General features: G+C 62.7%; 21 protein-coding genes and 2 pseudogenes. 7 read left to right on the forward strand and 16 right to left on the reverse strand.

The window, feature by feature from the left end; genetic code table 11:
• Positions 1-100 precede the first annotated feature (100 nt).
• The 5 genes from pstB to LK03_RS05655 all read right to left on the reverse strand — a co-directional run bounded on the left by pstB (position 101) and on the right by LK03_RS05655 (position 7,574).
• The gene (pstB, locus tag LK03_RS05635) at positions 101-934 is read right to left on the reverse strand and encodes a phosphate ABC transporter ATP-binding protein PstB (RefSeq protein ID WP_038411445.1); all 834 of its coding nucleotides are present in this window, start codon (positions 932-934) and stop codon (positions 101-103) included.
• 95 nt (positions 935-1,029) lie between these two features.
• The gene (pstA, locus tag LK03_RS05640; RefSeq protein WP_038411446.1) at positions 1,030-2,700 is read right to left on the reverse strand and encodes a phosphate ABC transporter permease PstA; all 1,671 of its coding nucleotides are present in this window, start codon (positions 2,698-2,700) and stop codon (positions 1,030-1,032) included.
• Positions 2,701-2,717: 17 nt separating this feature from the next.
• Positions 2,718-4,727, reverse strand: a complete 2,010-nt coding sequence (locus tag LK03_RS05645; RefSeq protein ID WP_205621235.1) for an ABC transporter permease subunit — start codon at positions 4,725-4,727, stop codon at positions 2,718-2,720.
• Between the two features lie 416 nt (positions 4,728-5,143).
• Entirely contained in the window at positions 5,144-6,142 is a 999-nt protein-coding gene (locus LK03_RS05650; protein WP_038411448.1) for a phosphate ABC transporter substrate-binding protein PstS, read from the reverse strand.
• A 142-nt stretch (positions 6,143-6,284) separates the two neighbouring features.
• Complete coding sequence (locus tag LK03_RS05655; protein ID WP_038411449.1) at positions 6,285-7,574, reverse strand: MFS transporter; 1,290 nt, start codon at positions 7,572-7,574, stop codon at positions 6,285-6,287.
• A gap of 365 nt (positions 7,575-7,939) precedes the next feature.
• Between LK03_RS05655 and LK03_RS05660 the strand changes: the two genes are divergently transcribed.
• Entirely contained in the window at positions 7,940-8,338 is a 399-nt protein-coding gene (locus LK03_RS05660; RefSeq protein WP_038411450.1) for an acyl-CoA thioesterase, read from the forward strand.
• Between the two features lie 46 nt (positions 8,339-8,384).
• Positions 8,385-9,281: a D-hexose-6-phosphate mutarotase gene (locus tag LK03_RS05665; RefSeq protein ID WP_038411451.1), complete on the forward strand. Its 897-nt coding sequence runs from the start codon at positions 8,385-8,387 to the stop codon at positions 9,279-9,281.
• A gap of 14 nt (positions 9,282-9,295) precedes the next feature.
• Here LK03_RS05665 and LK03_RS05670 read toward each other — a convergent pair whose 3' ends face one another.
• The 5 genes from LK03_RS05670 to LK03_RS05690 form a co-directional block, all read right to left on the reverse strand.
• The gene (locus LK03_RS05670) at positions 9,296-9,829 is read right to left on the reverse strand and encodes a DUF3299 domain-containing protein (protein ID WP_038411452.1); all 534 of its coding nucleotides are present in this window, start codon (positions 9,827-9,829) and stop codon (positions 9,296-9,298) included.
• 51 nt (positions 9,830-9,880) lie between these two features.
• Positions 9,881-10,126: a GlsB/YeaQ/YmgE family stress response membrane protein gene (locus LK03_RS05675; protein ID WP_028693137.1), complete on the reverse strand. Its 246-nt coding sequence runs from the start codon at positions 10,124-10,126 to the stop codon at positions 9,881-9,883.
• Positions 10,127-10,222: 96 nt separating this feature from the next.
• Entirely contained in the window at positions 10,223-11,305 is a 1,083-nt protein-coding gene (locus tag LK03_RS05680) for a 5-(carboxyamino)imidazole ribonucleotide synthase (RefSeq protein ID WP_038411453.1), read from the reverse strand.
• Positions 11,306-11,315: 10 nt separating this feature from the next.
• Complete coding sequence (gene purE, locus LK03_RS05685) at positions 11,316-11,807, reverse strand: 5-(carboxyamino)imidazole ribonucleotide mutase (protein ID WP_038411454.1); 492 nt, start codon at positions 11,805-11,807, stop codon at positions 11,316-11,318.
• A 207-nt stretch (positions 11,808-12,014) separates the two neighbouring features.
• Positions 12,015-12,932: a LysR substrate-binding domain-containing protein gene (locus tag LK03_RS05690; protein WP_038411455.1), complete on the reverse strand. Its 918-nt coding sequence runs from the start codon at positions 12,930-12,932 to the stop codon at positions 12,015-12,017.
• A 181-nt stretch (positions 12,933-13,113) separates the two neighbouring features.
• On the opposite strand from LK03_RS05690, the gene aspA reads away from it, so the two are divergent.
• A complete protein-coding gene (gene aspA, locus LK03_RS05695; protein WP_028693133.1) occupies positions 13,114-14,538 on the forward strand; it encodes an aspartate ammonia-lyase in 1,425 nt (474 codons plus the stop codon).
• Between the two features lie 96 nt (positions 14,539-14,634).
• Here the strand turns inward: aspA and LK03_RS05700 are convergent.
• Both LK03_RS05700 and LK03_RS22785 read right to left on the reverse strand, forming a co-directional pair.
• A pseudogene (locus LK03_RS05700) lies at positions 14,635-15,747 on the reverse strand (PLP-dependent aminotransferase family protein); the annotation flags it as partial.
• Between the two features lie 77 nt (positions 15,748-15,824).
• Positions 15,825-16,161, reverse strand: a pseudogene (locus LK03_RS22785) (GntR family transcriptional regulator); the annotation flags it as partial.
• Positions 16,162-16,321: 160 nt separating this feature from the next.
• On the opposite strand from LK03_RS22785, the gene LK03_RS05705 reads away from it, so the two are divergent.
• On the forward strand, positions 16,322-16,768 hold the full coding sequence (locus tag LK03_RS05705; RefSeq protein ID WP_038411457.1) for a GNAT family N-acetyltransferase: 447 nt from the start codon (positions 16,322-16,324) through the stop codon (positions 16,766-16,768).
• A 76-nt stretch (positions 16,769-16,844) separates the two neighbouring features.
• Here the strand turns inward: LK03_RS05705 and oadA are convergent, their stop codons facing one another.
• Positions 16,845-18,653, reverse strand: a complete 1,809-nt coding sequence (oadA, locus tag LK03_RS05710) for a sodium-extruding oxaloacetate decarboxylase subunit alpha (RefSeq protein ID WP_038411458.1) — start codon at positions 18,651-18,653, stop codon at positions 16,845-16,847.
• Positions 18,654-18,751: 98 nt separating this feature from the next.
• A complete protein-coding gene (locus tag LK03_RS05715) occupies positions 18,752-20,167 on the reverse strand; it encodes an acetyl-CoA carboxylase biotin carboxylase subunit (RefSeq protein WP_038411459.1) in 1,416 nt (471 codons plus the stop codon).
• Between the two features lie 199 nt (positions 20,168-20,366).
• Here LK03_RS05715 and LK03_RS05720 point away from each other — a divergent pair, with 199 nt between their 5' ends.
• Complete coding sequence (locus LK03_RS05720; protein ID WP_038411460.1) at positions 20,367-21,329, forward strand: LysR family transcriptional regulator; 963 nt, start codon at positions 20,367-20,369, stop codon at positions 21,327-21,329.
• Here the strand turns inward: LK03_RS05720 and LK03_RS22455 are convergent.
• The gene (locus tag LK03_RS22455; RefSeq protein ID WP_081951560.1) at positions 21,271-21,489 is read right to left on the reverse strand and encodes a PA3496 family putative envelope integrity protein; all 219 of its coding nucleotides are present in this window, start codon (positions 21,487-21,489) and stop codon (positions 21,271-21,273) included. The two genes, LK03_RS05720 and LK03_RS22455, sit on opposite strands and share 59 nt — an antisense overlap.
• Positions 21,490-21,616: 127 nt before the next feature.
• A complete protein-coding gene (gene hexR / locus LK03_RS05725; protein WP_028693127.1) occupies positions 21,617-22,483 on the reverse strand; it encodes a transcriptional regulator HexR in 867 nt (288 codons plus the stop codon).
• A gap of 103 nt (positions 22,484-22,586) precedes the next feature.
• Between hexR and zwf the strand changes: the two genes are divergently transcribed.
• Both zwf and LK03_RS05735 read left to right on the forward strand, forming a co-directional pair.
• On the forward strand, positions 22,587-24,029 hold the full coding sequence (gene zwf / locus LK03_RS05730; RefSeq protein ID WP_038411461.1) for a glucose-6-phosphate dehydrogenase: 1,443 nt from the start codon (positions 22,587-22,589) through the stop codon (positions 24,027-24,029).
• 87 nt (positions 24,030-24,116) lie between these two features.
• Positions 24,117-24,425, forward strand: coding sequence for a hypothetical protein (locus LK03_RS05735; protein WP_038411462.1), 309 nt, complete (start codon positions 24,117-24,119; stop codon positions 24,423-24,425).
• Positions 24,426-24,498: the final 73 nt, after the last annotated feature.

The raw sequence follows: 24,498 nt of genomic DNA on the forward strand, positions 1-24,498 counted from the left end.
TTGAGCTGCAAGCTTCAAGCTGCACGTGTGTGGGTTTCATACATTGGGAACAGGCTCAGCGACTTGCTTACAGCTTGCCGCCAGCAGCTTGCCGCTGCCGCTAGCCATAGCGGCCGGTAATGTAATCTTCGGTCTGTTTCTTCGCCGGGTTGGTGAACAGCGTATCGGTATCACCGAATTCCACCAGTTTGCCCATGTACATGAACGCGGTGTAGTCCGACACCCGCGCCGCCTGCTGCATGTTGTGGGTGACGATGACGATGGTGTACTTGGACTTGAGCTCGTAGATCAGCTCTTCGACCTTCAGGGTCGAGATCGGGTCGAGTGCCGAGCAGGGCTCGTCGAGCAACAGCACTTCCGGCTCGACAGCGATGGTGCGGGCGATCACCAGACGCTGCTGCTGACCACCAGAGAGCCCCAGCGCCGACTCATGCAAGCGGTCCTTGACCTCGTCCCACAGCGCAGCGCCCTTGAGCGCCCATTCCACGGCTTCGTCGAGCACACGCTTCTTGTTGATGCCCTGAATGCGCAGGCCATACACCACGTTCTCGTAGATGGTCTTGGGGAATGGGTTGGGCTTCTGGAACACCATGCCGACGCGGCGACGCAGTTCGGCCACTTCTTCGCCCTTGCGGTAGATGTCATTGCCATACAGGTTGACCTCGCCGACCACGCGGCAGCCGTCGACCAGATCGTTCATGCGGTTGAAGGTACGCAGCAAGGTCGACTTGCCGCAGCCCGAGGGACCAATGAACGCGGTCACGCGCTGCTTGGGGATGTTCAGCTTGATGTCGAACAGTGCCTGTTTATCGCCATAGAACAGCGACAGACCCGGCACTTCGATCGCCACGGTTTCTTCACCCAGGCGCAGGCCCTGCTTGTCACGGCCCAGGGCAGACAGGTCGATGCTGCGGGGGTGGGAATCTTGTTGCATGGTCACACTCCTTCGGGAGCTGCAGGCGGTGTGCTGCAAGCTGCAAGTTGGGGCACAACGGCGAACGGCGTGCCGCTTGTGGCTTGGCGCTGCGGTCAGCTGTCCAGGGCCTTGTATTTTTCCCGCAGGTGGTTGCGAATCCACACTGCCGAAAGGTTGAGCGTTGCGATCACCAGCACCAGCAGCAAGGCCGTGGCATACACCAGCGGCCGAGCCGCCTCGACGTTGGGGCTCTGGAACCCGACATCATAGATGTGGAAGCCCAGGTGCATGATCTTCTGGTCCAGGTGCAGGTAGGGGTAATTGCCGTCCAGCGGCAGCGAAGGCGCCAACTTGACCACACCGACCAGCATCAACGGTGCGACCTCGCCCGCCGCCCGCGCCACCGCCAGGATCATTCCGGTCATCATCGCCGGGCTGGCCATGGGAATGACGATCTTCCACAGGGTTTCGGCCTTGGTCGCGCCGAGCGCCAACGAGCCTTCGCGCAGCGTGCGCGGGATACGTGCCAGACCCTCTTCGGTCGCCACGATCACCACCGGCACGGCCAGCAGCGCCAGGGTCAGCGAGGCCCACAGCAGCCCTGGCGTGCCCAGGGTCGGTGCCGGCAGTGACTCGGGGAAGAACAATCGGTCGATCGAGCCGCCCAGCACATAGACGAAAAAGCCCAGGCCAAACACGCCGTAGACGATCGCCGGCACCCCGGCGAGGTTGTTCACCGCGATGCGGATCAACCGGGTCACCGGGCCTTGCCGGGCGTATTCGCGCAGGTAAACCGCCGCCAGCACGCCGAATGGGGTGACGATCACCGCCATGATCAGGGTCATCATCACGGTGCCGAAGATGGCCGGGAAAATACCGCCTTCGGTGTTGGCTTCCCGTGGATCGTCACTGACGAATTCCCACACCTTGGCGAAATAGGTGCCGAGCTTGGTCAGGGTCGACATGCCGTTGGGCTGGATCGCGTGAACCACCTTGCTCAGGTTGATCTCGACCTGCCGGCCATTGCCGTCACGGGCCACCAGGCTGTCGCGGGCGAAGGCCTGGTGCAGACTGCCGAGACGTTCTTCGATGGCCTTGTAGCGGCTATTGAGCTCGGCCCGGTCAGCGTCCAGATCAGCTTGCGCTGCCGCATCGAGCTTGCCTTCCAGCTCCAGCTTGCGCCCTTGCAGGCGCAGGCGCTCGAGGCCGTGATTGATGGCGCCGATGTCTTTCTTTTCCAGGCTCTGCAGCTCGGCACTGAGCTGGCTGGCGCGCTTGAGCCGCGCATGCAGCTCGGCCCAGGCGGCTGGCCCCTGGGCCACCACCCGGTCACCCTCCTTGACGCTGACCAGATAGCCATAGAAATTGCCCCATTCGCGACGCTCCAGCGCCATCAGCTCAGCGGGGCGCTGCTGGTTGACCAGCCAGTCGCCGATCACCCAGCTGAAATCGTTGCCATTGAGGTCACGGTTGCCGATCTTGATCAGCTCGCGGGTCATGAACTCGGGGCCTTCATCCGGCACCGGCAAGCCTGCGCTCTTGAGCCGCGCACGGGGCACCTGCTCGCTCTGCACCACTTCGCCGATGACGGTCTGTTCGGGTTGACCCGGCACCTGGTAGCTGGCCTGCACCAGGTCGGCCGGCCAGAAGTGGCCAAGGCCACGCACGGCGATGACCGAGAGCAGGCCGATGGTCATGATCACCGCGATGGCGACTGCGCCACCGCTGATCCACACACCGGGCGCGCCGCTCTTGAACCAGCCTTTGAGGGAATCCTGCTTCACGGATCTCTACCTTTCAATCAAAGCGACGAGTATTTCTTGCGCAGACGCTGGCGAATCAGCTCGGCCAAGGTGTTCATGATGAAGGTGAACACCAGCAGCACCAGCGCAGCGAGGAACAGCACGCGGTAATGGCTGCCGCCGACCTCCGATTCGGGCATTTCCACCGCCACGTTGGCGGCCAGGGTGCGCATGCCTTCGAACAGGTTCATCTCCATCACCGGCGTGTTGCCGGTGGCCATCAGCACGATCATGGTTTCACCCACGGCGCGGCCCATGCCGATCATCAGCGCCGAGAAGATGCCCGGGCTGGCGGTGAGGATGACCACGCGGGTCAGGGTCTGCCACGGCGTCGCGCCCAGGGCCAGCGAGCCCAGGGTCAGGCTGCGCGGCACGCTGAACACGGCGTCCTCGGCGATGGAGTAGATGTTCGGGATCACCGCGAAGCCCATGGCGATACCGACTACCAAGGCGTTGCGCTGGTCGTAGGTGATGCCCAGGTCGTTGCTGATCCACAGACGCATGTCGCCACCGAACAACCAGCTTTCCACCTGCGGGCTGATGCTCAGGGCGAACCAGCCGATGGCGAGGATCACCGGAATCAGAATCGCCGCTTCCCAGCCATCGGGCACGCGCAGACGAATCGACTCAGGCAGCCGGCTCCAGGCGAATCCGGTCAGCACAATCCCCAGCGGCAGCACCAGGAACAGGCTGAACACACCGGGCAGATGGCCCTCCAGATACGGCGCGAGGAACAGCCCGGCGAAGAAGCCGAGGATCACCGTCGGCATCGCCTCCATCAGCTCGATCACCGGCTTGACCTTGCGGCGCATGCCCGGCGCCATGAAGTAGGCGGTGTAGATCGCTGCGGCGATGGCCAGCGGCGCGGCCAGGATCATGGCGTAGAACGCTGCCTTGAGGGTGCCGAAGGTCAGCGGCGAGAGGCTCAGCTTGGGCTCGAAGTCGGTGTTGGAGGCGGTGGACTGCCAGACATACTGCGGCGCGTCGTAGTTTTCGTACCAGACCTTGCCCCACAGCGCGCTCAGCGACACTTCCGGGTGCGGGTTGCGCAGGCTCAGCGGCAGCAGTTGGCCGTTGCGCTCGATGATCAGGCGGTTGGCCCGCGGCGACAGCGCAAGAACTCCAGCACCGTCAGCCACCGGCTCGACCAGCAAGGTGCGGTGCGCAGTGCTGTGGAACACCCCCAGCTGGCCTTCGCTGTCGAGGGCAGTGAAGCCTTTGCGACGCTCTTCGGCGTCGATCTGCACAACGGGCGCCTTGCCCAGCTGGAAGCTGCGAATGTGCTTGAGGCGTTGCTCGCCATCGGCGTCGCGGGCCATGAACCACTGGCTCAGGCCACCCTTGGAATCACCGAAGATCAGCGAAATCCCGCCGACCAGCTGACCACTGGCCGTCACCTCGGCGTTGCCATCTTCCAGCAGCTTGTAGCGACCGTTGAGACTGTTGTCGCGCAGGCTGAACACGTCTGCCGTCGCCCGGCCATTGATCACGTACAGCCATTGCTGGCGTGGATCGACATAGATCGCCTTGACCGGCTCGATCATCTGCGGCAGCACGATGCGGCTCTGCTCGCGGGTCTCTTCCCCGGTCATCATGTTTTCTTCGCGGGTGATCTTCATCACTTGCAACTGCGCGCCGACCGAGCCGGCCAGCAGCAGGCTGTCGCCGTTGCGGTTGAGGCTGACGTGATCGAGCGCGCGGCCCTGTTCGTCGAGCACGAACGGCTGCTCGCCGTAGGGGAAATCAACACCGGGGGTGATGGTCTTTTTGTTCTCGGGGTAGGTGATCTTGTAGCTGTGCTGGAACACCAGGACCTGCCCGTTGGACAGGCCCAGGGTGATCAGCGGGCTACCCGGCTGATCACTGCCGATGGCGGTGACCTGGGTACCCGCCGGCAGCGGCAGGTCGACGCGCTTGAGCTCGGCGCCAGTCTTGGTATCGAAGAACAATGCCTGACCGCGGTCGGACACCCGCAGTCCCACCAGGTTCTGCTCTTCCAGGGCGATCATCAGCGGCTTGCCAGCCTCCTGCTGCAGCCAGGCGGGCGTCAGGGCTGGCTTGCGTGTCAGCTCCGCGCCTTGGAACAACGGCAGTACCACATAGGCCAGGTAGAAGAAGATCAGGGTGATCGCAGCCAGTACGGCCAGCCCGCCCACCAGCACGTACCAGCGCGTGACGCGGTCCTTCAGGGCGCGCAGGCGGCGTTTGCGCTGCATCTCTGGGGTGTTGAAATCGATCCGCGCAGAGGAGGAATTTTGAGTCATGGAAGCCTTGACCAGATCATTCATGCGCACACCCTAGCCGCGACATATGACAGAAACGTTACAGCCGCGTGACGCAAAAAGGCCCGCAGCCCAGAGAGTCTGTGCCACGGACCGGAAACAGGATGGGCGCCATCGGCCAGGCCGATGCGCCCTGTTGACGGTTACTGCTTGGCGACGTTGCCCGCGTGGGACAAGCCCAGGTCAGCCAAGGTCTTTTCCACCACTTTGGCCGGCAGCGGGATATAACCGTCTTTCACCACAACCTGCTGGCCCGACTGCGACAGCACCAGCTTGATGAACTCGGCATCCAGCGGCGCCAGTGGCTTGTTCGGCGCTTTGTTGACGTACACGTAGAGGAAGCGCGACAGCGGGTAGGTACCGTTCAGCGCGTTGGCTTCGTTGTCCTCGACGAACTCGCCGCCTTCCTTCTTCGCCAGCGGCACGGTCTTGACGCTGGCAGTCTTGTAGCCAATGCCCGAATAACCGATGGAGTTCAGCGAGCTGCTGATCGACTGCACTACCGAGGCCGAGCCAGGCTGCTCGTTGACGTTGGGCTTGAAGTCACCTTTGCACAGCGCCTCTTCCTTGAAGTAGCCATAGGTGCCCGACACCGAGTTGCGACCGAACAGCTGCACTGGCTTGTTCGCCAGATCGCCCGTTACACCGACATCGCCCCAGGTCTTGACCTCGGCCTTGGCGCCACACAGGCGGGTCGAGGAGAAGATCGCATCGACCTGCGCCATGGTCAGGCCCTTGATCGGGTTGTCCTTGTGCACGAACACCGCCAGCGCATCGACCGCGACCGGAATGGCGGTGGGCTTGTAGCCGTACTTCTGCTCGAAGGCCTGCAGCTCGACGTCTTTCATCTTGCGGCTCATCGGCCCGAGGTTGGCAGTGCCCTCGGTCAGCGCAGGTGGCGCCGTGGACGAACCGGCCGCCTGAATCTGGATGTTGACGTTCGGGTATTCCTTTTTATAGGCCTCGGCCCACAAGGTCATGAGGTTCGCCAGGGTGTCGGAGCCAACGCTGGAGAGGTTGCCCGAAACACCGGTGGTCTTGGTGTAGGTCGGGATCGAGGGATCGACAGCAGCAACCGCGTTGGCGGTGGCAACGCCAGCGGCGACGAATGTCAGGGCCGCCATCAAACGCTTGAGTTTCATGCCTTGCTCCTAGCAGGAATTCGGGGGTCGGAAGAGAGCGGGCCAAGTATCGAAAGACCGTATGAAGACTCTATGTACGGATTGTGACAATTGGATGAAAGGCCATCATGAGTGATGGCCTTTCATCCGCTCTGTGAGTCGCTCAACGCTTGCGGCTCAACAAATACCCCCCAACGACCAACCCCAACCCACACAACCCCGCCACGTAATACCCCGGCGCCAGCGGGCTGAACTTGAGCAGTGCGGTGACCACCATCGGGGTCAGGCCGCCGAAGATCGCGTAGGCCACGTTGTAGGAGAACGATAGGCCGGTGAAGCGCACCACCGCTGGGAAGGCCTTGACCATCACGAACGGCACGGCGCCGATGGTGCCGACGCACAGGCCGGTGGCGGCGTAGAGCATGAACAGCCATTCAGGGTGGCTTTCCAGGCTGTGGTAGAACGTCCAGGAGGTGGCAAGCAGCAGCAGGCTGCCGATCACCAGCACACGACCGGCGCCAATGCGGTCGCACAGCCAGCCGGCACCGATGCAGCCCAGGCTGAGCAGCACGATCGCCAGGCTGTTGGCCTTCAGCGCGTCGGTAGGGCTGATGTGATAGAGGCTTTGCAGCAGCGCCGGGGTCATCAGGATCACCACCACGATGCCGGCCGACAGCAGCCAGGTCAGCAGCATCGACAGGATCACTGCACCGCGATGGTCACGCAGCACCGCGCGCAGCGGCAGCTCTTCGGCGAGGGCCTTGCGTTGCTGCATTTCGGCGAATACCGGGGTTTCGTGCAACCAGCGGCGCAGGTACACCGAGAACAGGCCGAACACCCCGCCCAGCAGGAAGGGAATACGCCAGGCATAGTCGGCGACTTCTTCGCTGCTATAGACGCTGTTGATCAGCGTGGCCACCAGCGAGCCGAGCAGAATCCCTGCGGTCAGGCCGGCGGTGAGGGTGCCGCAGGCATAACCGGTGTTGCGCGCCGGCACGTGCTCGGAGACGAATACCCACGCCCCCGGCACTTCACCGCCAATCGCCGCGCCCTGGATCACCCGCATCAGCAGCAACAGCATCGGTGCCCACAGGCCGATCTGCGCGTAGGTCGGCAGCAGGCCCATGATCAGCGTCGGCACCGCCATCATGAAGATGCTCAGGGTGAACATCTTCTTGCGTCCCAGCAGGTCGCCGAAGTGGGCCATGACGATACCGCCCAAGGGCCGTGCCAGGTAGCCGGCAGCGAAGATGCCGAAGGTTTGCATCAGGCGCAGCCATTCGGGCATGTCCGGAGGGAAAAACAGCTTGCCGACCACCGTGGCGAAGAACACGAAGATGATGAAGTCGTAGAACTCCAGGGCGCCGCCCAGGGCGGACAGGGAAAGCGTCTTGTAGTCGTTGCGGGTAAGCGGGCGCGCGGGCTGCTCGATACTGCTGGGCACGGTGGTCATTGTTTTGCACTCTTGTGGGGCACGCAGGCCGCGTGGTGCGCGGCTTCTGGAATAAGCGAGGGGGGAAGATAACAAATTGCCAGCGCCGGCTCATAGCCGCGCTGTTTGCAGGCAATTGTCATGAAGGTGCGGTCGTGCCGGCCCTCTGCGCTCTATATACTCGGCCGATTGTAGGAAAAGGCTGCTTCCGACGTGGGATGTTGTGTGAAATCGTCGGTCCGTATGCTCAAGGGTATTTCCGGGTGTGTCCTGGTGCCCGCCTGCCACGGTGAAATGGGCGTAGTATGTGGCCCGCCTTCATCGTTTTCTCGGCGCCTCTCGAGTGCGCCCTCTCACGAAGCGTCACGGGTCAGAGGCCCCACGGCATGATTGAGCTCGAACAAGAAGATCCCATTCCGCAAGGCGACCTGGCCTTGCAAATCACCGCACTGCCCCGCGAAACCAATGGCTTCGGCGACATCTTTGGCGGTTGGCTGGTGGCCCAGATGGACCTGGCTGGCACCGCCATGGCCAGCCGCATCGCCGGTGGCCGCGTCGCCACCGTGGCCATCGACCGCATGGCATTCCTGGTGCCTGTAGCCGTCGGCGCGCAGTTGTCGTTTTACACCCAAACCGTTGAAATCGGCCGCAGTTCGATTCAGATGATGGTCGAGGTGTGGAGCGATGATCCACTGTCCAGCGAATGGCGCAAGGTCACCGAAGCGGTGTTCGTCTTCGTTGCCATCGACGGCAGTGGCCGTACCCGCTCGGTGCCGCGCCGCTGACTGACACGCCCACCCTGCCCTTGCCCCGCGCTTATAGGAAACCTGCATGACCAAGCCCCTCATCGACACTTTCGAACGTGGCGCGCTCAGCGGCTGGCGCATCGTCACCGAGCACGCCGAACTGCTGATCGCCCGCCAGGGTGCCCAGGTGCTCGGCTACCAGCGCAACGGCGAGCCGCCGCTGCTGTGGCTCAGCGACCAGGCGCTGTTCAAGGCAGGCAAGTCGGTGCGCGGTGGAGTGCCGGTGTGCTGGCCGTGGTTCGGCAATCTGCAACGCAATCCAGCGGCGGTACAGGCCGAGTACCACGGCAGCGAGGCGCCGGCCCATGGCCTGGTACGCGGGCGCGACTGGACGCTGCTCGGCATCGAGGAAAAAGGCGACGCTGTGAGTGTGAAGTTGAGCCTGCCCGAGGCGCAGCAAGGTCTGCCGGGCTGGCCGCACAGGGTCGAACTGACCTTGCTGATCGAGTTGGGCGAATCCCTGCGCATGACCTTGACCAGCCGCAATCTGGACGACCATCCCCTGACCCTCAGCCAGGCACTGCACAGCTACTTCGCCGTCAGCGATGTGCACCAGGTACAGGTGCCAGAGGTGGCAGGCCTCGAGTATGTGGAAACCCTGGAGGGCTGGACACAGCGCCACCAGGCAGGCGCCCTGACCTTCAACGGCGAAACCGACCGTATCTACCTGCAACCACCCACCCGGCTGAGCATCGTCGACCTAGGTCACCGTCGGCGCATCACCCTCGACACCCAAGGCTCACGCTCGGCGGTGATCTGGAACCCCTGGACAGAACGCGCCGCCGAACTGCCGGACATGGCCGCCGAAGGCTGGCAGGGCATGCTCTGCATCGAGACCGCCAATGCCTGGGACGACATCGTCACCCTGGCCCCGGGCGCCAGCCATTCGCTGGCGGTGACTCTCGCCAGCGAGCCGTTGTAGGGCCTGCCGAGGCCTTACAGGTCAGCGTCTTCGACCACCCGCACGCCCTGGGCATCCAGCGCATAGGCAGCGTCGGCCAGGTCGTTGCTGACCTTCTCCACCTTCAGTGGTCCGGTGACCCACAGCGGCGTGTAGATATCATCGATCTTCAACCCTTTCGGATAGCGCACCAGCACCAGCTGGTTGGGCGGCGGTGGCGGTACATGGATGCAGGCGCCGGGGTATGGCACCAGGAAGAACAGCGTGCTGTTGCCCTTGGCGTCGCTTTCCAATGGCACCGGATAGCCGCCCAGGCGGATGGTCTTGCCGTTCATGGCGGCGACGGTCTTGGTCGAGTACATCACCGCCGGCAGGCCTTTGCTCTGCTTCAGGCCCCCCTTGTCGGTGAAGGTGCCCATGGCCTCGGGGGAGTTGTGGTCGATCTCGGGCATGGCCTCGAGGGCCTTTTGATCGGAGGCCGGCATCAGCTCGAGCCAGTCGGTCTCGGGCAGCTCGGCATGGGCCAGGGTGCTGGCAAGCAGCAGGGAAAAGAGGAACGACGCACGCATGGAGAGCTCGGCAACTCAGTGGGATGAATTGCCGGGCATTCTAGCGGTATTTCAGCGTTTCTTGATGAAGCCGTAGATCACCAGAATGATGATCGCGCCCACCAGTGCACCGAAGAAGCCTGCGGCCTGACCGGCCTGGTAAATGCCCAGTGCCTGGCCGCCGTAGGTGGCGAGCAGCGAGCCGGCGATACCGAGCAGGATGGTCATGATCCAGCCCATGCTGTCGTCACCCGGTTTCAGGAAGCGAGCCAGCAGGCCGACGATGAAGCCGATGAAGATGGTTCCGATGATGCCCATTGGCGATCCCTCTTGTCGTGAAGTGGAACGCGCCAAGGACAGTGCAGCCCTTGGCGTGTTGCCACTTCAGAGGGGCGCAAGCCCGCCGAGGTTCCATCAGCCGGCGATCAGTGCCTCTACCTCGGCGATCTTGGCGCGCAGGGAAGGCATATCGTGGCAGCGCAGGGTGGCATGGCCGACCTTGCGTCCGACCTTGAAGGCCTTGCCGTAGTGGTGCAGGTGGCAGTCGTCGATGGCCACGGTGCGCGCCACGTCCGGTACTTCACCGATGAAGTTGAGCATGGCGCTTTCACCGACCTTGGCGGTCGAGCCCAGCGGCAGGCCGGCCACGGCGCGCAGGTGGTTTTCGAACTGGCTGCACTCGGCGCCTTCGATGGTCCAGTGCCCGGAGTTGTGCACCCGCGGGGCGATCTCGTTGGCCTTCAGGCCGCCGTCGACTTCGAAGAACTCGAAGGCCATGACACCGACGTAATCGAGCTTGTCCAACACACGCCCGACGTAGTCTTCGGCCAGTGCCTGCAGCGGGTGCGCATCGCTCGCCACCGACAGGCGCAGGATGCCGCTGTCGTGGGTGTTGTGCACCAGCGGGTAGAAGCGCGTCTCGCCATCACGGCCACGCACGGCGATCAGCGACACTTCACCAGTGAACGGCACGAAGCCTTCCAGCAGGCACGGCACGCTGCCCAGCTCGGCGAAGGTGTCGACCACATCAGCTGCAGTGCGCAGCACTTTCTGGCCTTTGCCGTCGTAACCCAAGGTGCGGGTCTTGAGCACGGCGGGCAGGCCGATGCTGGCGACTGCGGCGTCGAGATCGGCTTGCGAAAGAATGTCGGCGAACGCCGGGGTGGGAATGCCCAGGTCGCGGAACAGGCTCTTCTCGAACAGCCGGTCGCGGGCGATGCGCAAGGCGTCGGCGCTCGGGTAGACCGGCACGAATTGCGAGAGGAAGGCGACCGTTTCGGCCGGAACGCTTTCGAACTCGAAGGTGACCAGGTCGACCTCGTCGGCCAATTGGCGCAGGTGGTCCTGATCGCCGTAGTCAGCCCGCAGGTGCTCGCCCAGCGGCGCCGCACAGGCGTCTGGGGCCGGGTCGAGGAAGGCGAAATTCATGCCCAGCGGGGTGCCCGCCAGGGCCAGCATGCGGCCCAGCTGGCCGCCACCGATTACACCGATCTTCATGGATTCAACCTCAAGCCTGGCGCGGGTCTGGATTATCCAGCACGGTGTCGGTCTGCTCCGTGCGGAACTGCTTGAGCGCAGCATGGAACTGCGGGTGCTTGGCGCCCAGGATGCTCGCCGACAGCAGCGCCGCGTTGACCGCACCGGCACGGCCGATGGCCAGGGTCGCGACCGGCACGCCAGCAGGCATCTGCACGATCGACAGCAGCGAGTCGACGCCCGAGAGCATCGACGACTGCACCGGCACGCCCAGCACTGGCAGGTGGGTCTTGGCCGCGCACATGCCCGGCAGGTGGGCAGCGCCGCCGGCACCGGCGATGATCACTTCGATCCCGCGGCCCTCGGCTTCTTCTGCGTACTGGAACAGCAGATCCGGGGTACGGTGCGCCGACACCACCTTCACTTCGTAGGGAATGCCGAGCTTTTCCAGCATATCGGCGGTGTGGCTAAGGGTGGACCAATCGGACTTGGAGCCCATGATCACGCCAACCAGTGCACTCATCGTCGAGCCTCTTCTGCAAGCGCCTGCTGGCGCGCTAAAAGCAACAAGCCACGCAGGTGGACCGGCGTGGCTTGTCATATGGATTCTGATCGACCGAGCCGGTCGAAGGCGCGGGATTATAGCCTACTGGCGAGCGAGCCGCCCACCCCTGCAAGCACACGGCGGATCAAAGGGCAAGCTGTCTTGCGGGACAACTTTTCCCACCCTTCAACCCCCGCTGCCAGCCTGGGCGCTGGCCGACTCCAGCTTGCGCCAGAGCAGACGCACATTGGCCTTGCGCACCAGCGCGCAGCGGTACAGACGGATCTCCAGCGGCACGTGCCACTGCGCTGCCCCGCAAATCGCCAGCTCGCCGCGCTCCAGCTCGCCGCGCATCGACAGCCGCGGTACCCAGGCCACGCCCATGCCTTCGAGGGCCATGCTTTTCAGGCTGTCGGCCATGGCCGTTTCACACACCGTGGTGTAGCGCAGGCTACGCTGGCGCAGCAGCAGGCTCACCGAGCGGCCAAGGAAGGCCCCAGCGCTGTAGGCCAGCAGCGGCACGCTGGCTTCGCCCTCCAGATCGAACAGCGGCTTGCCGTCCTTGCCGACTGCGCAGATCGGCAACATCTCGGTGGTGCCCATGTGCAGCGAAGGGAAGATTTCGGCATCCATCTGCAATGCGGCATCCGGGTCATAGAAGGCCAGCATCAGGTCGCAACCACCTTCACGCAGCGCATGCACCGCCTCACCCACGTTGGTGGCCACCATGCGCGTGGCGATGTTCAGGCCATCGTTGCGCAGTTGCGCCACCCAGTGCGGAAAGAACCCTGACGCCAGCGAGTGCGCTGCGGCCACCTGCACCACCTCGCCCTGCCCGCCTTCCAGATGATGCAAATGGCGAAGAACTTCGCCCAACTGGTCGACAACGGTGCGCGCGGTTACCAGAAACAGCTGGCCGGCCTCGGTCAGTTCGATAGGCGTGCGCGAGCGATTCACCAGGGTCAATCCCAGCGCTGCCTCAAGGCTGCGAATGCGCCGGCTGAAGGCCGGCTGGGTAACGAAGCGGCGCTCGGCCGCCTGGGAGAAACTGCGGGTCGCCGCCAAGGCACTGAAGTCTTCCAGCCATTTGCTTTCCAGGTTCACGAAGCGTGTCTCCCGGCGCGCACCAAAATGGAACACGCCTGATAGTCAGTTGGCGTCACATGAATCGGTATGCCGTTTGTGCATAGGTCAGTGTGCATCAGCATTGGCCGCATAATGCGCTGCGCCCTAGCATTGGCGCCATTCCGGCAGGTGCCGGGTCAAAACCGAGATGATACCTATCATGTCCTCTGCTGCATCGTTCCGCGTCGAAAAAGATCTGCTTGGCACTCTGGAAGTTCCTGCCGATGCCTACTACGGCATCCAGACCCTGCGCGCTGCCAACAACTTCCACCTCTCTGGCGTTCCGCTGTCGCACTACCCGAAACTGGTCGTGGGCCTGGCGATGGTCAAGCAGGCCGCTGCCGACGCCAACCGTGAGCTGGGGCACCTGAGCGATGCCAAGCACGCTGCCATCAGCGCAGCCTGTGCGCGACTGATCAAGGGCGACTACCACGAACAGTTCGTGGTCGACATGATCCAGGGCGGCGCTGGCACTTCGACCAACATGAATGCCAACGAAGTCATCGCCAACATCGCGCTGGAGGCCATGGGCCACCAGAAGGGTGAGTACCAGTACCTGCACCCCAACAACGACGTGAACATGGCGCAGTCCACCAACGACGCCTACCCCACCGCGATCCGCCTGGGTCTGCTGCTGGGTCACGATGCGTTGCTGGCCAGCCTGGAAAGCCTGATTCAAGCCTTCGCCGCCAAGGGCGAGGAATTCAGCCACGTGCTGAAGATGGGCCGCACCCAGTTGCAGGACGCCGTGCCGATGACCCTCGGCCAGGAATTCCGCGCCTTCGCCACCACCATGACCGAAGACCTGCACCGCCTGCGTTCGCTGGCCCCTGAGCTGCTCACCGAAATCAACCTCGGCGGCACCGCCATCGGCACCGGCATCAACGCCGACCCGGGCTACCAGGCCCTGGCCGTACAACGCCTGGCCCTGATCAGCGGCCAGCCGCTGGTACCGGCTGCCGACTTGATCGAAGCCACCTCCGACATGGGCGCTTTCGTGCTGTTCTCCGGCATGCTCAAGCGCACCGCAGTCAAGCTGTCGAAGATCTGCAACGACCTGCGCCTGCTGTCCAGCGGCCCACGCACCGGCATCAACGAAATCAACCTGCCAGCGCGTCAGCCCGGCAGCTCGATCATGCCCGGCAAGGTCAACCCGGTGATCCCGGAAGCGGTCAACCAGGTGGCCTTCGCCATCATGGGCAACGACCTGGCACTGACCGTCGCCGCCGAAGGTGGCCAGCTGCAGCTCAACGTCATGGAGCCGCTGATCGCCTACAAGATCTTCGACTCGATCCGCTTGCTGCAACGCGCTATGGACATGCTCCGCGAGCACTGCATCGTCGGCATCACCGCCAACGAACAGCGCTGCCGCGAACTGGTCGAGCACTCCATTGGCCTGGTCACCGCGCTGAACCCGTACATCGGCTACGAGAACGCCACCCGTATCGCCCGCGTTGCCCTGGAAAGCGGCCGTGGCGTGCTGGAACTGGTGCGCGAAGAGAAGCTGCTGGACGACGCCATGCTCGACGACATCCTGCGCCCGGAAAACATGATCGCCCCGCGCCTGGTTCCGCTCAAAGCCTGACCACGCGCAACACCCGTCTCACCAGGTCGAGGGACTAGACACCTCTCAACCTCTTGAGGGCTCGCTGCTTCGGCAGCGGGCCCTTTTTTTATGCGCTCATGACCGCCATGCCTTGCGCAAGCGCATCAAGGCCTGGGCGATGTCCGCTTCCTTGACCGCAGCGAAACCCAGAACCAGCCCAGCGTGGTTATCCACAGGTACGTCCTCATCCAGCCAATAGCGGCTTAGCGGGTTGATTTCAACGCCCACCGCTGCGGCCTGCTCAATCAGCTGTGTTTCGCGCGCCAGGCTATCCACCGCCACTTTCACATGCAGCCCCGCCGCCACCTCCGGCATCGCCCCAAGCCCCGCCACCCCTGCCGGCCAGCCAGCCCTGAGCACGGTGCGCCGGCTCAGCGCGGCACGGCGCATGCGGCGGATATGCCGCTGAAAATGCCCCTGGGCGATGAACTGCGCCATCACACACTGGCTGCCAATGTCCGTCAGCCGCACGCCAAGCGCCTTGGACTGGCGGAAATGCTCGACCAACCGCTGCGGCAATACCAGGTAGCCCATGCGCAGCGCTGGGAAGGCGACCTTGCTGAAGGTGCCGACATACAGCACGCGACCCTGCCGATCGAGGGCCGCCAGCGGCGCCAGGGGCGCGCCGCTGTAGCGGTATTCGCCATCGTAGTCGTCCTCCACGATCCAGCCCTCGTTGCGCTCGGCCCATTGCAGCAGTTGTAGCCGCCGAGCCAGGCTCATGGTGACTCCCGTGGGGTACTGATGGGCGGGCGTCACGTAGACCATGCGGCAATCATCCAGACGCTGCAGTTGCTCCACTGCGATGCCCTCCTCATCCACCGCTACACCTTGCAGGCGGCCACCGGCCAGGCTGAAGGCGTCGCGCGCAGAGCGGTACCCTGGGTTTTCCACAGCCACGGCATCGCCAGGCTGCATGAGCAACTGTGCACAAAGGCTGATGGCCTGCTGTGCACCACTGGTGATCACAATTTGTTCAGCCGTGCACGACAGCCCTCGCGAGCGGCGCAGGTAAGCGGCTACCAGCTCCCGCAGCAGTGGCTCGCCTGTGGGATTGTCATAACCGAGCAAGGCAGGGTCGGGGTTGCGCCAGAAAGCCGCCTGCAGCTTGGCCCAGACGTCGAAGGGGAACAGATCGAAGGCCGGAATGCCCACCTGAAACGCGCTTGGCATGGCGCTTCGGGAAGGCGCAGAAGACGTATTTGTGGGTTGCTGGGAAGGCTCACCAAAGCAATAGGAGCTGTATGAATCACCAGCGCTTTTGGTCGGAAATGTGGATAAGTCTGTTGATAAACCCAGGGATAACCCTGTGGACAGTTGTGTGGATAGTTTTGGCAGCTGGCTGACGTACGTGCCATCCCCGACACGGCTCTCGATATAGCCTTCAGCGTACAGCTGGTCGTACGCGCGCATGACGCTGTTGCGGGAAATACCCAAGACAGCCGCCAGGTCACGTGAAGCAGGCAAGCGAGTACCGCTGCTCAAGCGCCCGTCCAGCACGCGCAGACGCAGTGCCTGGTATAGCTGCCGGCTCAGCCCGCGCTGGCCATCCAAGACGATCCCGGCGGGATCGAAGGGTAGTTTTGAACGCTGCTCGGCCATGAAATTGGACCCTGTGAATAAGCGGCTAATGGCTCTTAACCAGAACCAATAGGCTGCCTACGATTGAGCGCACCCACAAGGGCCAAACCCGATCAGCCGAATGCGCCGGCAACACACCACGCCGGCAGGTTCACGTTCACCTCGCATAAGGATTGCACCCATGAGCACCGTAACCCTGCGCCCCGTCACCGCCGACGACCACGCCGCCTGGCTGTCGCTGTGGCAGCCCTACCTGACGTTCTATGAAACCGTTCTGCCCGAAGAAGTGACCGCCAGCACCTGGCAGCGCCTGCTCGATCCTCAGGAGCCCATGCACGCTGCCCTGGCCTGGGTCGATGGCCAGGCGGTGGGCATGGTCAACTGGGTATTCCACCGTACCTGCTGGAGCATTGGCGACGGCTGCTACCTGCAAGACCTGTTCGTCGACCCCAACCAGCGCGGCCTGGGCATTGGCCGCGCCCTGATCGAACACGTGTGCAGCGTCTCCAAGAACGCCGGCTGCAGCAAGGTGCACTGGCTGACCCAGCACACCAACGCCACCGCCATTCGTCTCTATGAACAAGTCGCCCAGCGCTCGGGCTTCATTCAGTTCCGCAGGATGCTGTAAGGCAGGTTTCGCAGGGCAAAAAAAGGGGGAGCCTGGCGCTCCCCCTTCACGTTCCGGTCTACGCACGCAAGCCTGATCAGCCCTCGATCTCGATCAGAATCTCGCCCGGTGTCACGCGATCGCCCTTGGCCACGTGAATGGCCGTGACCTTGCCGGCAATGGCGGCCTGCACTTCGGTCTCCATCTTCATCGCTTCGGTGATCAGCACGGCCTGGCCGGCCTTGACCGTATCGCCTTCCTTGACCAGCACGTCGACGATATTACCCGGCATGCTGGTGCTGACATGGCCTGGCTCGCTGGCCTGCTTGCGCTTGCTGCTGCCGCCGCCGACGAACTCGTTGAGCGGTTCGAACACCACTTCTTCGGGCATGCCGTCGATGGACAGGTAGAAGTGACGCTTGCCTTCGGCCTTAACGCCCACGCCAGTGATGTCCACGCGGTAGGTTTCGCCGTGTACGTCGATGACGAACTCGGTCGGCACGCCTTCGCCGCCAGGCGCCGCCACTGCGCCGGCTTCTGGAATCGGCAACAGCACTTCAGGGCTCAAGGTGCCGGCTTCGCGCTCTTCGAGGAACTTGCGCCCGATGTCCGGGAACATGGCGAAGGTCAGCACGTCTTCTTCACTGTGCGCCAGCGCGCCGATGTCGCTGCGCAGCTTGCTCATCTCCGGCTTGAGCAGGTCGGCCGGGCGCACATCGATCACCTCTTCGCTGCCGATGGCCTGACGCCGCAAGCTCTCGTTGACCACGCCCGGGGCCTTGCCGTAGCCGCCTTGCAGGTACAGCTTCACCTCATTGGTGATGGTCTTGTAGCGCTCACCGGCGAGAACGTTGAAGAACGCCTGGGTGCCGACGATCTGCGAGGTTGGCGTCACCAGCGGCGGGAAGCCGAGGTCTTCACGCACACGCGGGATTTCCGCCAGCACTTCGCTCATGCGGTTGAGCGCGCCCTGCTCCTTGAGCTGGTTGGCCAGGTTGGAAATCATCCCACCGGGCACCTGGTTGACCTGAACGCGAGTGTCCACCGCGGTGAATTCGCTTTCATACTGGTGGTACTTCTTACGCACCGCGTAGAAGTACATGCCGATTTCCTGCAACAGTTCCAGGTCCAGGCCAGTATCGAACTCGCTGCCCTTGAGGGCTGCGACCATCGACTCGGTGCCGGGGTGGCTGGTGCCCCAGGCGAAGCTGGAGATCGCCGTATCGATATGGTCAGCGCCGTTTTCCACCGCCTTGAGCTGGCACATGGCGGCCAGACCTGCGGTGTCGTGGGAGTGGATGAACACCGGCAGCGACTGCTCGGCCTTCAACGCCTTGACCAACTCGCCGGTGGCGTACGGGGTCAGCAGGCCGGCCATGTCCTTGATCGCCACCGAGTCGCAACCCATGGCTTCCATCTGCTTGGCCTGTTTGACGAAGGCGTCGATGGTGTGCACGGGACTGACGGTGTAGGCGATGGTGCCCTGGGCATGCTTGCCCGCGGCCTTGACCGCTTCGATGGCCACTCGCAGGTTACGCACATCGTTCATGGCGTCGAAGATACGGAACACGTCGATGCCATTGACCGCCGCCTTAGCGACGAAGGCCTTGACCACGTCATCGCTGTAGTGGCGGTAGCCCAGCAGGTTCTGGCCGCGCAGGAGCATTTGCAGACGGGTGTTGGGCAGTGCTGCGCGCAGCTTGCGCAGGCGCTCCCACGGGTCCTCCTTGAGGAAGCGCACACAGGCGTCGAACGTTGCGCCGCCCCACACTTCCAGCGACCAGTAGCCGACTTTGTCGAGCTTGTCGCAGATCGGCAGCATGTCTTCGGTGCGCATGCGGGTGGCCAGCAGCGACTGGTGGGCGTCACGCAGGATGGTATCGGTTACATGGATTTTCTTGGACATTCTTATCTCCTCTAAGCGGCAAGCTTCGAGCGGCAAGCGACAAGCAAGAGCAGACACGCCTCTACTTGCAATTTGCCGCTTGCAGCTTGCCGCTGCATTCAGATGCCTGCGTGGGCAGCGATGGCGGCAGCGATGGCCAGGGCCAGTTCTTCAGGTTTGCGCTTGATCGAGTAGTTGGTCAGCTCGGGATGCGATTCGACGAAGCTGGTGTTGAACTCACCGCTACGGAATTCGGCATTGCGCAGGATCTCCTGGTAATACGCGGCGGTGGTCTTCACCCCTTGCACGCGCATGTCATCAAGGGCGCGTAGACCACGATCCATCGCCTCTTCCCAGGTCAGCGCCCAGACCACCAGTTTCAGGCACATCGAGTCGTAGAACGGCGGAATGGTGTAGCCGGTATAGATCGCGGTATCGGTGCGCACACCCGGACCGCCAGGGGCGTAGTAGCGGGTGATCTTGCCGAAACTGGGCAGGAAGTTGTTCTTCGGGTCTTCGGCGTTGATACGAAACTGCAACGCATAGCCACGGTGAATGATGTCTTCCTGTTTGACTGAAAGCGGCAGGCCCGAGGCAATCCGGATCTGCTCACGAACGATGTCGATACCGGTAATTTCTTCGGTGATGGTGTGTTCCACCTGCACCCGGGTGTTCATCTCCATGAAGTACACCTCGCCATCGGCGAGCAGGAACTCCACGGTACCGGCGTTCTCGTAGTTCACCGCCTTGGCCGCGCGCACTGCCAAATCGCCGATATAAGCGCGCTGTTCGGGCGTCAGCTGTGGGCTGGGGGCGATTTCGATGAGTTTCTGATTGCGTCGCTGGATCGAGCAATCGCGTTCGAACAGGTGCACGACGCTGCCGAAACTATCACCGAGAATCTGCGCTTCGATGTGCTTGGGATTGACGATGCACTTTTCCAGGAACACTTCCGCCGAACCAAACGCCTTGGTCGCCTCGGAAATCACCCGCGGGAAGTTCTGCTCCAGCTCTTCGCGACTGTTGCAACGACGGATACCGCGTCCACCGCCACCGGAGGTGGCCTTGAGCATGACCGGGTAGCCGATACGCTCACCTTCGCTGAGCGCTTCATGGATGTCGGCAACGTTGCCTTCCGTGCCGGGCGTCACCGGCACGCCTGCGGCGATCATTGCCCGGCGCGCTTCGGTCTTGTCGCCCATGCGGCGAATCACTTCAGCGGCCGGACCGATGAACTTGACTCCACGTTCGGCACAAATTTCTGCCAGTTCGGCGTTTTCCGAGAGGAAACCATAGCCCGGATGCAGGGCATCGCAGCCGGTTTCCACCGCCAGGTTGACCAGCTTGCGCGGGTTCAGGTAACCGGCCAGCGGCTCGGCACCGATGCTGTAGGCCTCGTCAGCGCGCTTGACGTGCAAAGCGTGACGGTCGGCGTCGGAATAGATCGCCACAGAGCGGATGCCCATCTCGGCGCAGGCGCGAACGATGCGAACCGCAATTTCACCCCGGTTGGCGATCAGGATTTTTTTTATCACTTGGAGTCTTCCCAAAGCCGTGGAACACGACGGGCCACGCATGGTGCGCGACCCGCGAACAGACCTGCGGTCAGTCGTGAATCCACCCTAGCGCTGTAGGACGATAAACAAAAATCAATATTTATTAGGTCAAGTATTAGGCACTCCTTATACTTCGATGACAATGTATTGCCAAAGCGCCTGACAAGAGCCTAATAAAATGCGTAAGTCGTTGATGCGAATGACATTACGTCAGTTGCAAGTCTTCAATGAGGTGTGCGACTTACGTTCGTACAGCCGCGCTGCAGAAGAAATGTCACTGACTCAACCTGCAGTCAGTCTGCAAATTCGCCAGCTGGAAGAGCTGGTGGGCCAGCCCTTGTTCGAATACGTGGGCAAGAAGTTGTACCTCACGGAAGCGGCAGAAGCGCTACAGAAGGCCAGCCGGGACATCTTTGGTCGTCTGGAAAGTTTCGACATGCAGTTGTCGGACATGCAGGGATCGCTGCAAGGGCAACTCAAACTGGCCATCGAATCCAGCGCCAAATATTTTGTGCCGCATGTGTTCGCAGCGTTCAAGGCGCGCCACCCGGAAGTGAACCTGACCCTCACCGTGGTCAATCGCGCCCAGGCCATTCGGCGCCTGTCCGACAACCGCGACGACCTGATCATCATGTCGATGGTGCCGCAGGACATGGGCCTGGAGTTCCTTCCGTTCCTCAACAATCCCATTGTGGCCGTCGCGCCGCCCGACCATCCGCTGTGCAGCCACGCGCAGTTGCGCCTGCAGGACCTCGAAGCGCACACCCTGCTGGTTCGCGAACAGGGTTCGGGCACGCGCAAGGCCTGTGAGGAGTACTTCAAGGAAAAACGCGTGCACTTCACCGAGACCCTGGAGGTCGCCTCCGGGGAGGCGCAGCGCGAATGCGTGGTGGCAGGGCTCGGCATCGCTCTGCTGACTCGCCATGCGGTGAGCATGGAACTGGCGACCGGCATGCTCAGGGAGCTGCCGGTCGAAGAGCTGCCGCTCTACCGCAGCTGGTGCGTGGTGCAATCGAAGGCCAAGCGCCAGTCGCCGGTGTCGGTCGCCTTTCTTGGCTTCATTCGCAACGAGCGGGCGTTGATCAGCGAGATTGTTGAGCGCTTCTCGGGGAAGATGCCGCCGCTATCTGCCATGGGCTGATGTCGGGCGAGTCTGGGTAGTAGGCAATCTCGCGCAGCAGTTGGCGTTGATCGCAGTAGCTTTCGATCGCGCGGCGGTATTCCATGCGGCGCTGATCCCTTTCCTGCTGCTTGCGCGCCTTGGCGTTGGGTTGGTAGGAACCTTCGTGATCACGAACCATTGCCTGTCTCCCAGACTGGATGCGGTCACTCCAGTCTGGGGGGGCGGGTTTACGGTTTGATGCACGGCAAATGACAGGATGGTGAAATTCGCCGCATTGCGGCGAATATTCGACGAAGTTTGTCAGATCAGTCGTCGGTCGCCTTGATCGACTTGGGCGACAGCCGCAGGCTGCGCAGGCTGCGCTTGACGCTCTTGAGGTGATTGACCAGGTTCGGCCCGCGGGCCATGGCCACGCCCATCGCCAACACGTCAATCACCACCAGGTGAGCGATACGCGAGGTCAACGGGGTGTAGATTTCCGTGTCTTCATGCACGTCGATGGCCAGGTTGACGGTCGACAGTTCGGCCAGTGGGGTCTGGCTTGGGCACAGGGTGATCAGGCTAGCGCCGCTTTCACGCACCAGGTTGGCGGTGATCAGCAAATCCTTGGAGCGCCCCGACTGCGAGATGCACACCGCGACGTCGCCGGGCTTGAGGGTGACCGCTGACATCGCCTGCATGTGCGGGTCGGAATAGGCCGCTGCGCTCAGCAGCAGACGAAAGAACTTGTGCTGGGCGTCGGCGGCAACCGCGCCTGAAGCACCGAAGCCGTAGAACTCCACCCGTTGCGCCTGGGCCATGGCGGTCACCGCTTGTTGCAGGGCCTGGGCATCGAGGTGTTCGCGCACCTCCATCAGCGTGTGCAAGGTAGTGTCGAAGATCTTCAGGCTGTAGTCGGCGACCGAGTCATCTTCGTGAATCGCGAACTGGCCGAAACTGGCACCAGCGGCCAGGCTCTGGGCCAGCTTGAGCTTGAGATCCTGGAATCCGGAACAGCCAATCGCCCGACAGAAGCGCACGATGGTCGGCTCGCTGATGCCGACGCTATGGGCCAGATCGGCCATGGAACTGTGCATGACGGCAGCCGGGTCCAGCAGCACATGGTCGGCTACCTTGAGCTCCGATTTGCGCAGCAAGTGACGCGATTGGGTGATGTGTTGCAACAGATTCACGGGCGAGACTCGGTTATGATCGGCGGGCCAAAATGTAGCATTCTTGTAGTTATACTACATGACCGACAAACCGCCCAGTTAAACCATGTGGAGAGCCGTTTCCTTGACGATCCCTTGCGACATTCTGGTCTTTGGCGGCACCGGCGACCTGGCCTTGCACAAGCTGCTTCCGGCGCTCTATCACCTGTATCGGGATGGCCGTCTGCACAATGCCGTGCGCATCATTGCCCTGGCCCGACGGACCTTGCCACGCAACGACTACCTCAAGCTCGCCGAGCGTCATTGTCGGGCACAGGTGACTCGCCAGGATTTCGAACAAGAGGTGTGGCAACGCTTCGCCGCACGCCTTGACTACTTCTCGATGGACGCTTCGCAGAGCGCTGATTTCATGCGTCTGGCGCGTTATCTGGGTGAGCCGTTCGGTTTGACCCGCGTCCACTACCTCGCCACTGCGCCTGACCTGTTCGTACCCATCGTCCGTCACTTGCGCCTGGCCGGGCTGGCCGACAGCGAAGCACGCATCGTGCTGGAAAAGCCGATTGGCCACTCACTGGCTTCGGCCACCGAAATCAACGCGGCCATCGGCGCGGTATTCCGCGAAACTCAGGTGTTTCGCATCGATCACTACCTGGGCAAGGAAACCGTGCAGAACCTCATGGCCCTGCGTTTCGCCAACGCACTTCTGGAGCCGGTCTGGCGTAACAACCAGATCGACCACGTGCAGATCAGCGTGTGCGAAACCCTCGGTGTAGAGAATCGCGGCCCCTACTACGACCGTGCCGGGGCCGCCCGCGACATGCTGCAGAATCACCTGTTGCAGCTGCTGTGCCTGATTGCCATGGAGCCTCCTGCGCAGTTCGAGGCAGAGGCGATACGCGACGAGAAGGTCAAGGTCCTGCGCGCACTCAAGCCCATCACCGATCTGGATGTGCAGGACAAGACCGTGCGCGGGCAGTACGCCGCGGGGAGCATCGGCGGCCAGGAAGTGCCGGCCTATTACTTCGAAAAAGGCGTGGACCACGACAGTGACAGCGAGACCTTCGTCGCCGTCCAGGCGCACGTCGATACCTGGCGCTGGGCCGGGGTACCGTTCTACCTGCGCACCGGCAAGCGCATGGCGCGGCGCTCGTCGCAGATCGTCATCCAGTTCAAACCGGTGCCCCATGCTCTGTTCAGCGGCGGCCAGGTCAACCAGCTGTCGATTCAGTTGCAGCCTGAAGAACGCGTCAGCCTGCGCATGATGACCAAGGCACCGGGTAAGGGCATGCGTCTCGAACCCGTGGAGCTCGACCTGAACCTGGCCCAGGTATTCGGCCAGACTCGCCGCTGGGACGCCTACGAACGGCTTTTGCTCGATGTGCTGGAAGGTGACTCGACGTTGTTCATGCGCCGCGATGAAGTCGAGGCCGCCTGGGCCTGGATTGATCCGATCCTGCAAGGCTGGCAGACGCATTTTCAGGCGCCGCGGCCCTACCCGGCCGGCACTGATGGTCCGGAACACAGCAACCAGTTGCTGGCCCGGGAAGGTCGGCAATGGCAGCCATGAAACGCTTCACGATGCACCTTGGAAGCGGACTTGCGCAAAGTGCCTCAAGCCCTGATTCACAGGGTCAACTCACTTGAGGAACTACCCATGAGCAATGACAAATGGTTCGCCGTACAAGACAACATGCCCGGCGCCGTGGCGCTGCGTGTCAGCGGCACGGTGACCGTACCAGGCTCCAACTACAGCGCAACGCTCACCCCGTATGAAGGCCCGGCCTTCCAGGACCTGATTCTTCGCCTGCAACTGAACGTGACCAGCGAAGGCTCCATCGGCCTGGCAGTGTTGACCGACAAAGAAGTCAAGTTCAGCATCCCAGGCGCCCCTAACTACCACAGCGTGGCCATCCTCATGGGTGACGCGGTGGTCGCAGTCATCCCGGTCACGCCGGTCCACTGACGGTATGGCGGGCCTGGTGCCGCAACGCACCGGGTCCCGCCGCTATCATTCGCTGCACGGTCACCCACGCCAG

Source organism: Pseudomonas cremoricolorata (genome assembly GCF_000759535.1).
GTDB classification, from domain to species: Bacteria; Pseudomonadota; Gammaproteobacteria; order Pseudomonadales; family Pseudomonadaceae; genus Aquipseudomonas; species Aquipseudomonas cremoricolorata_A.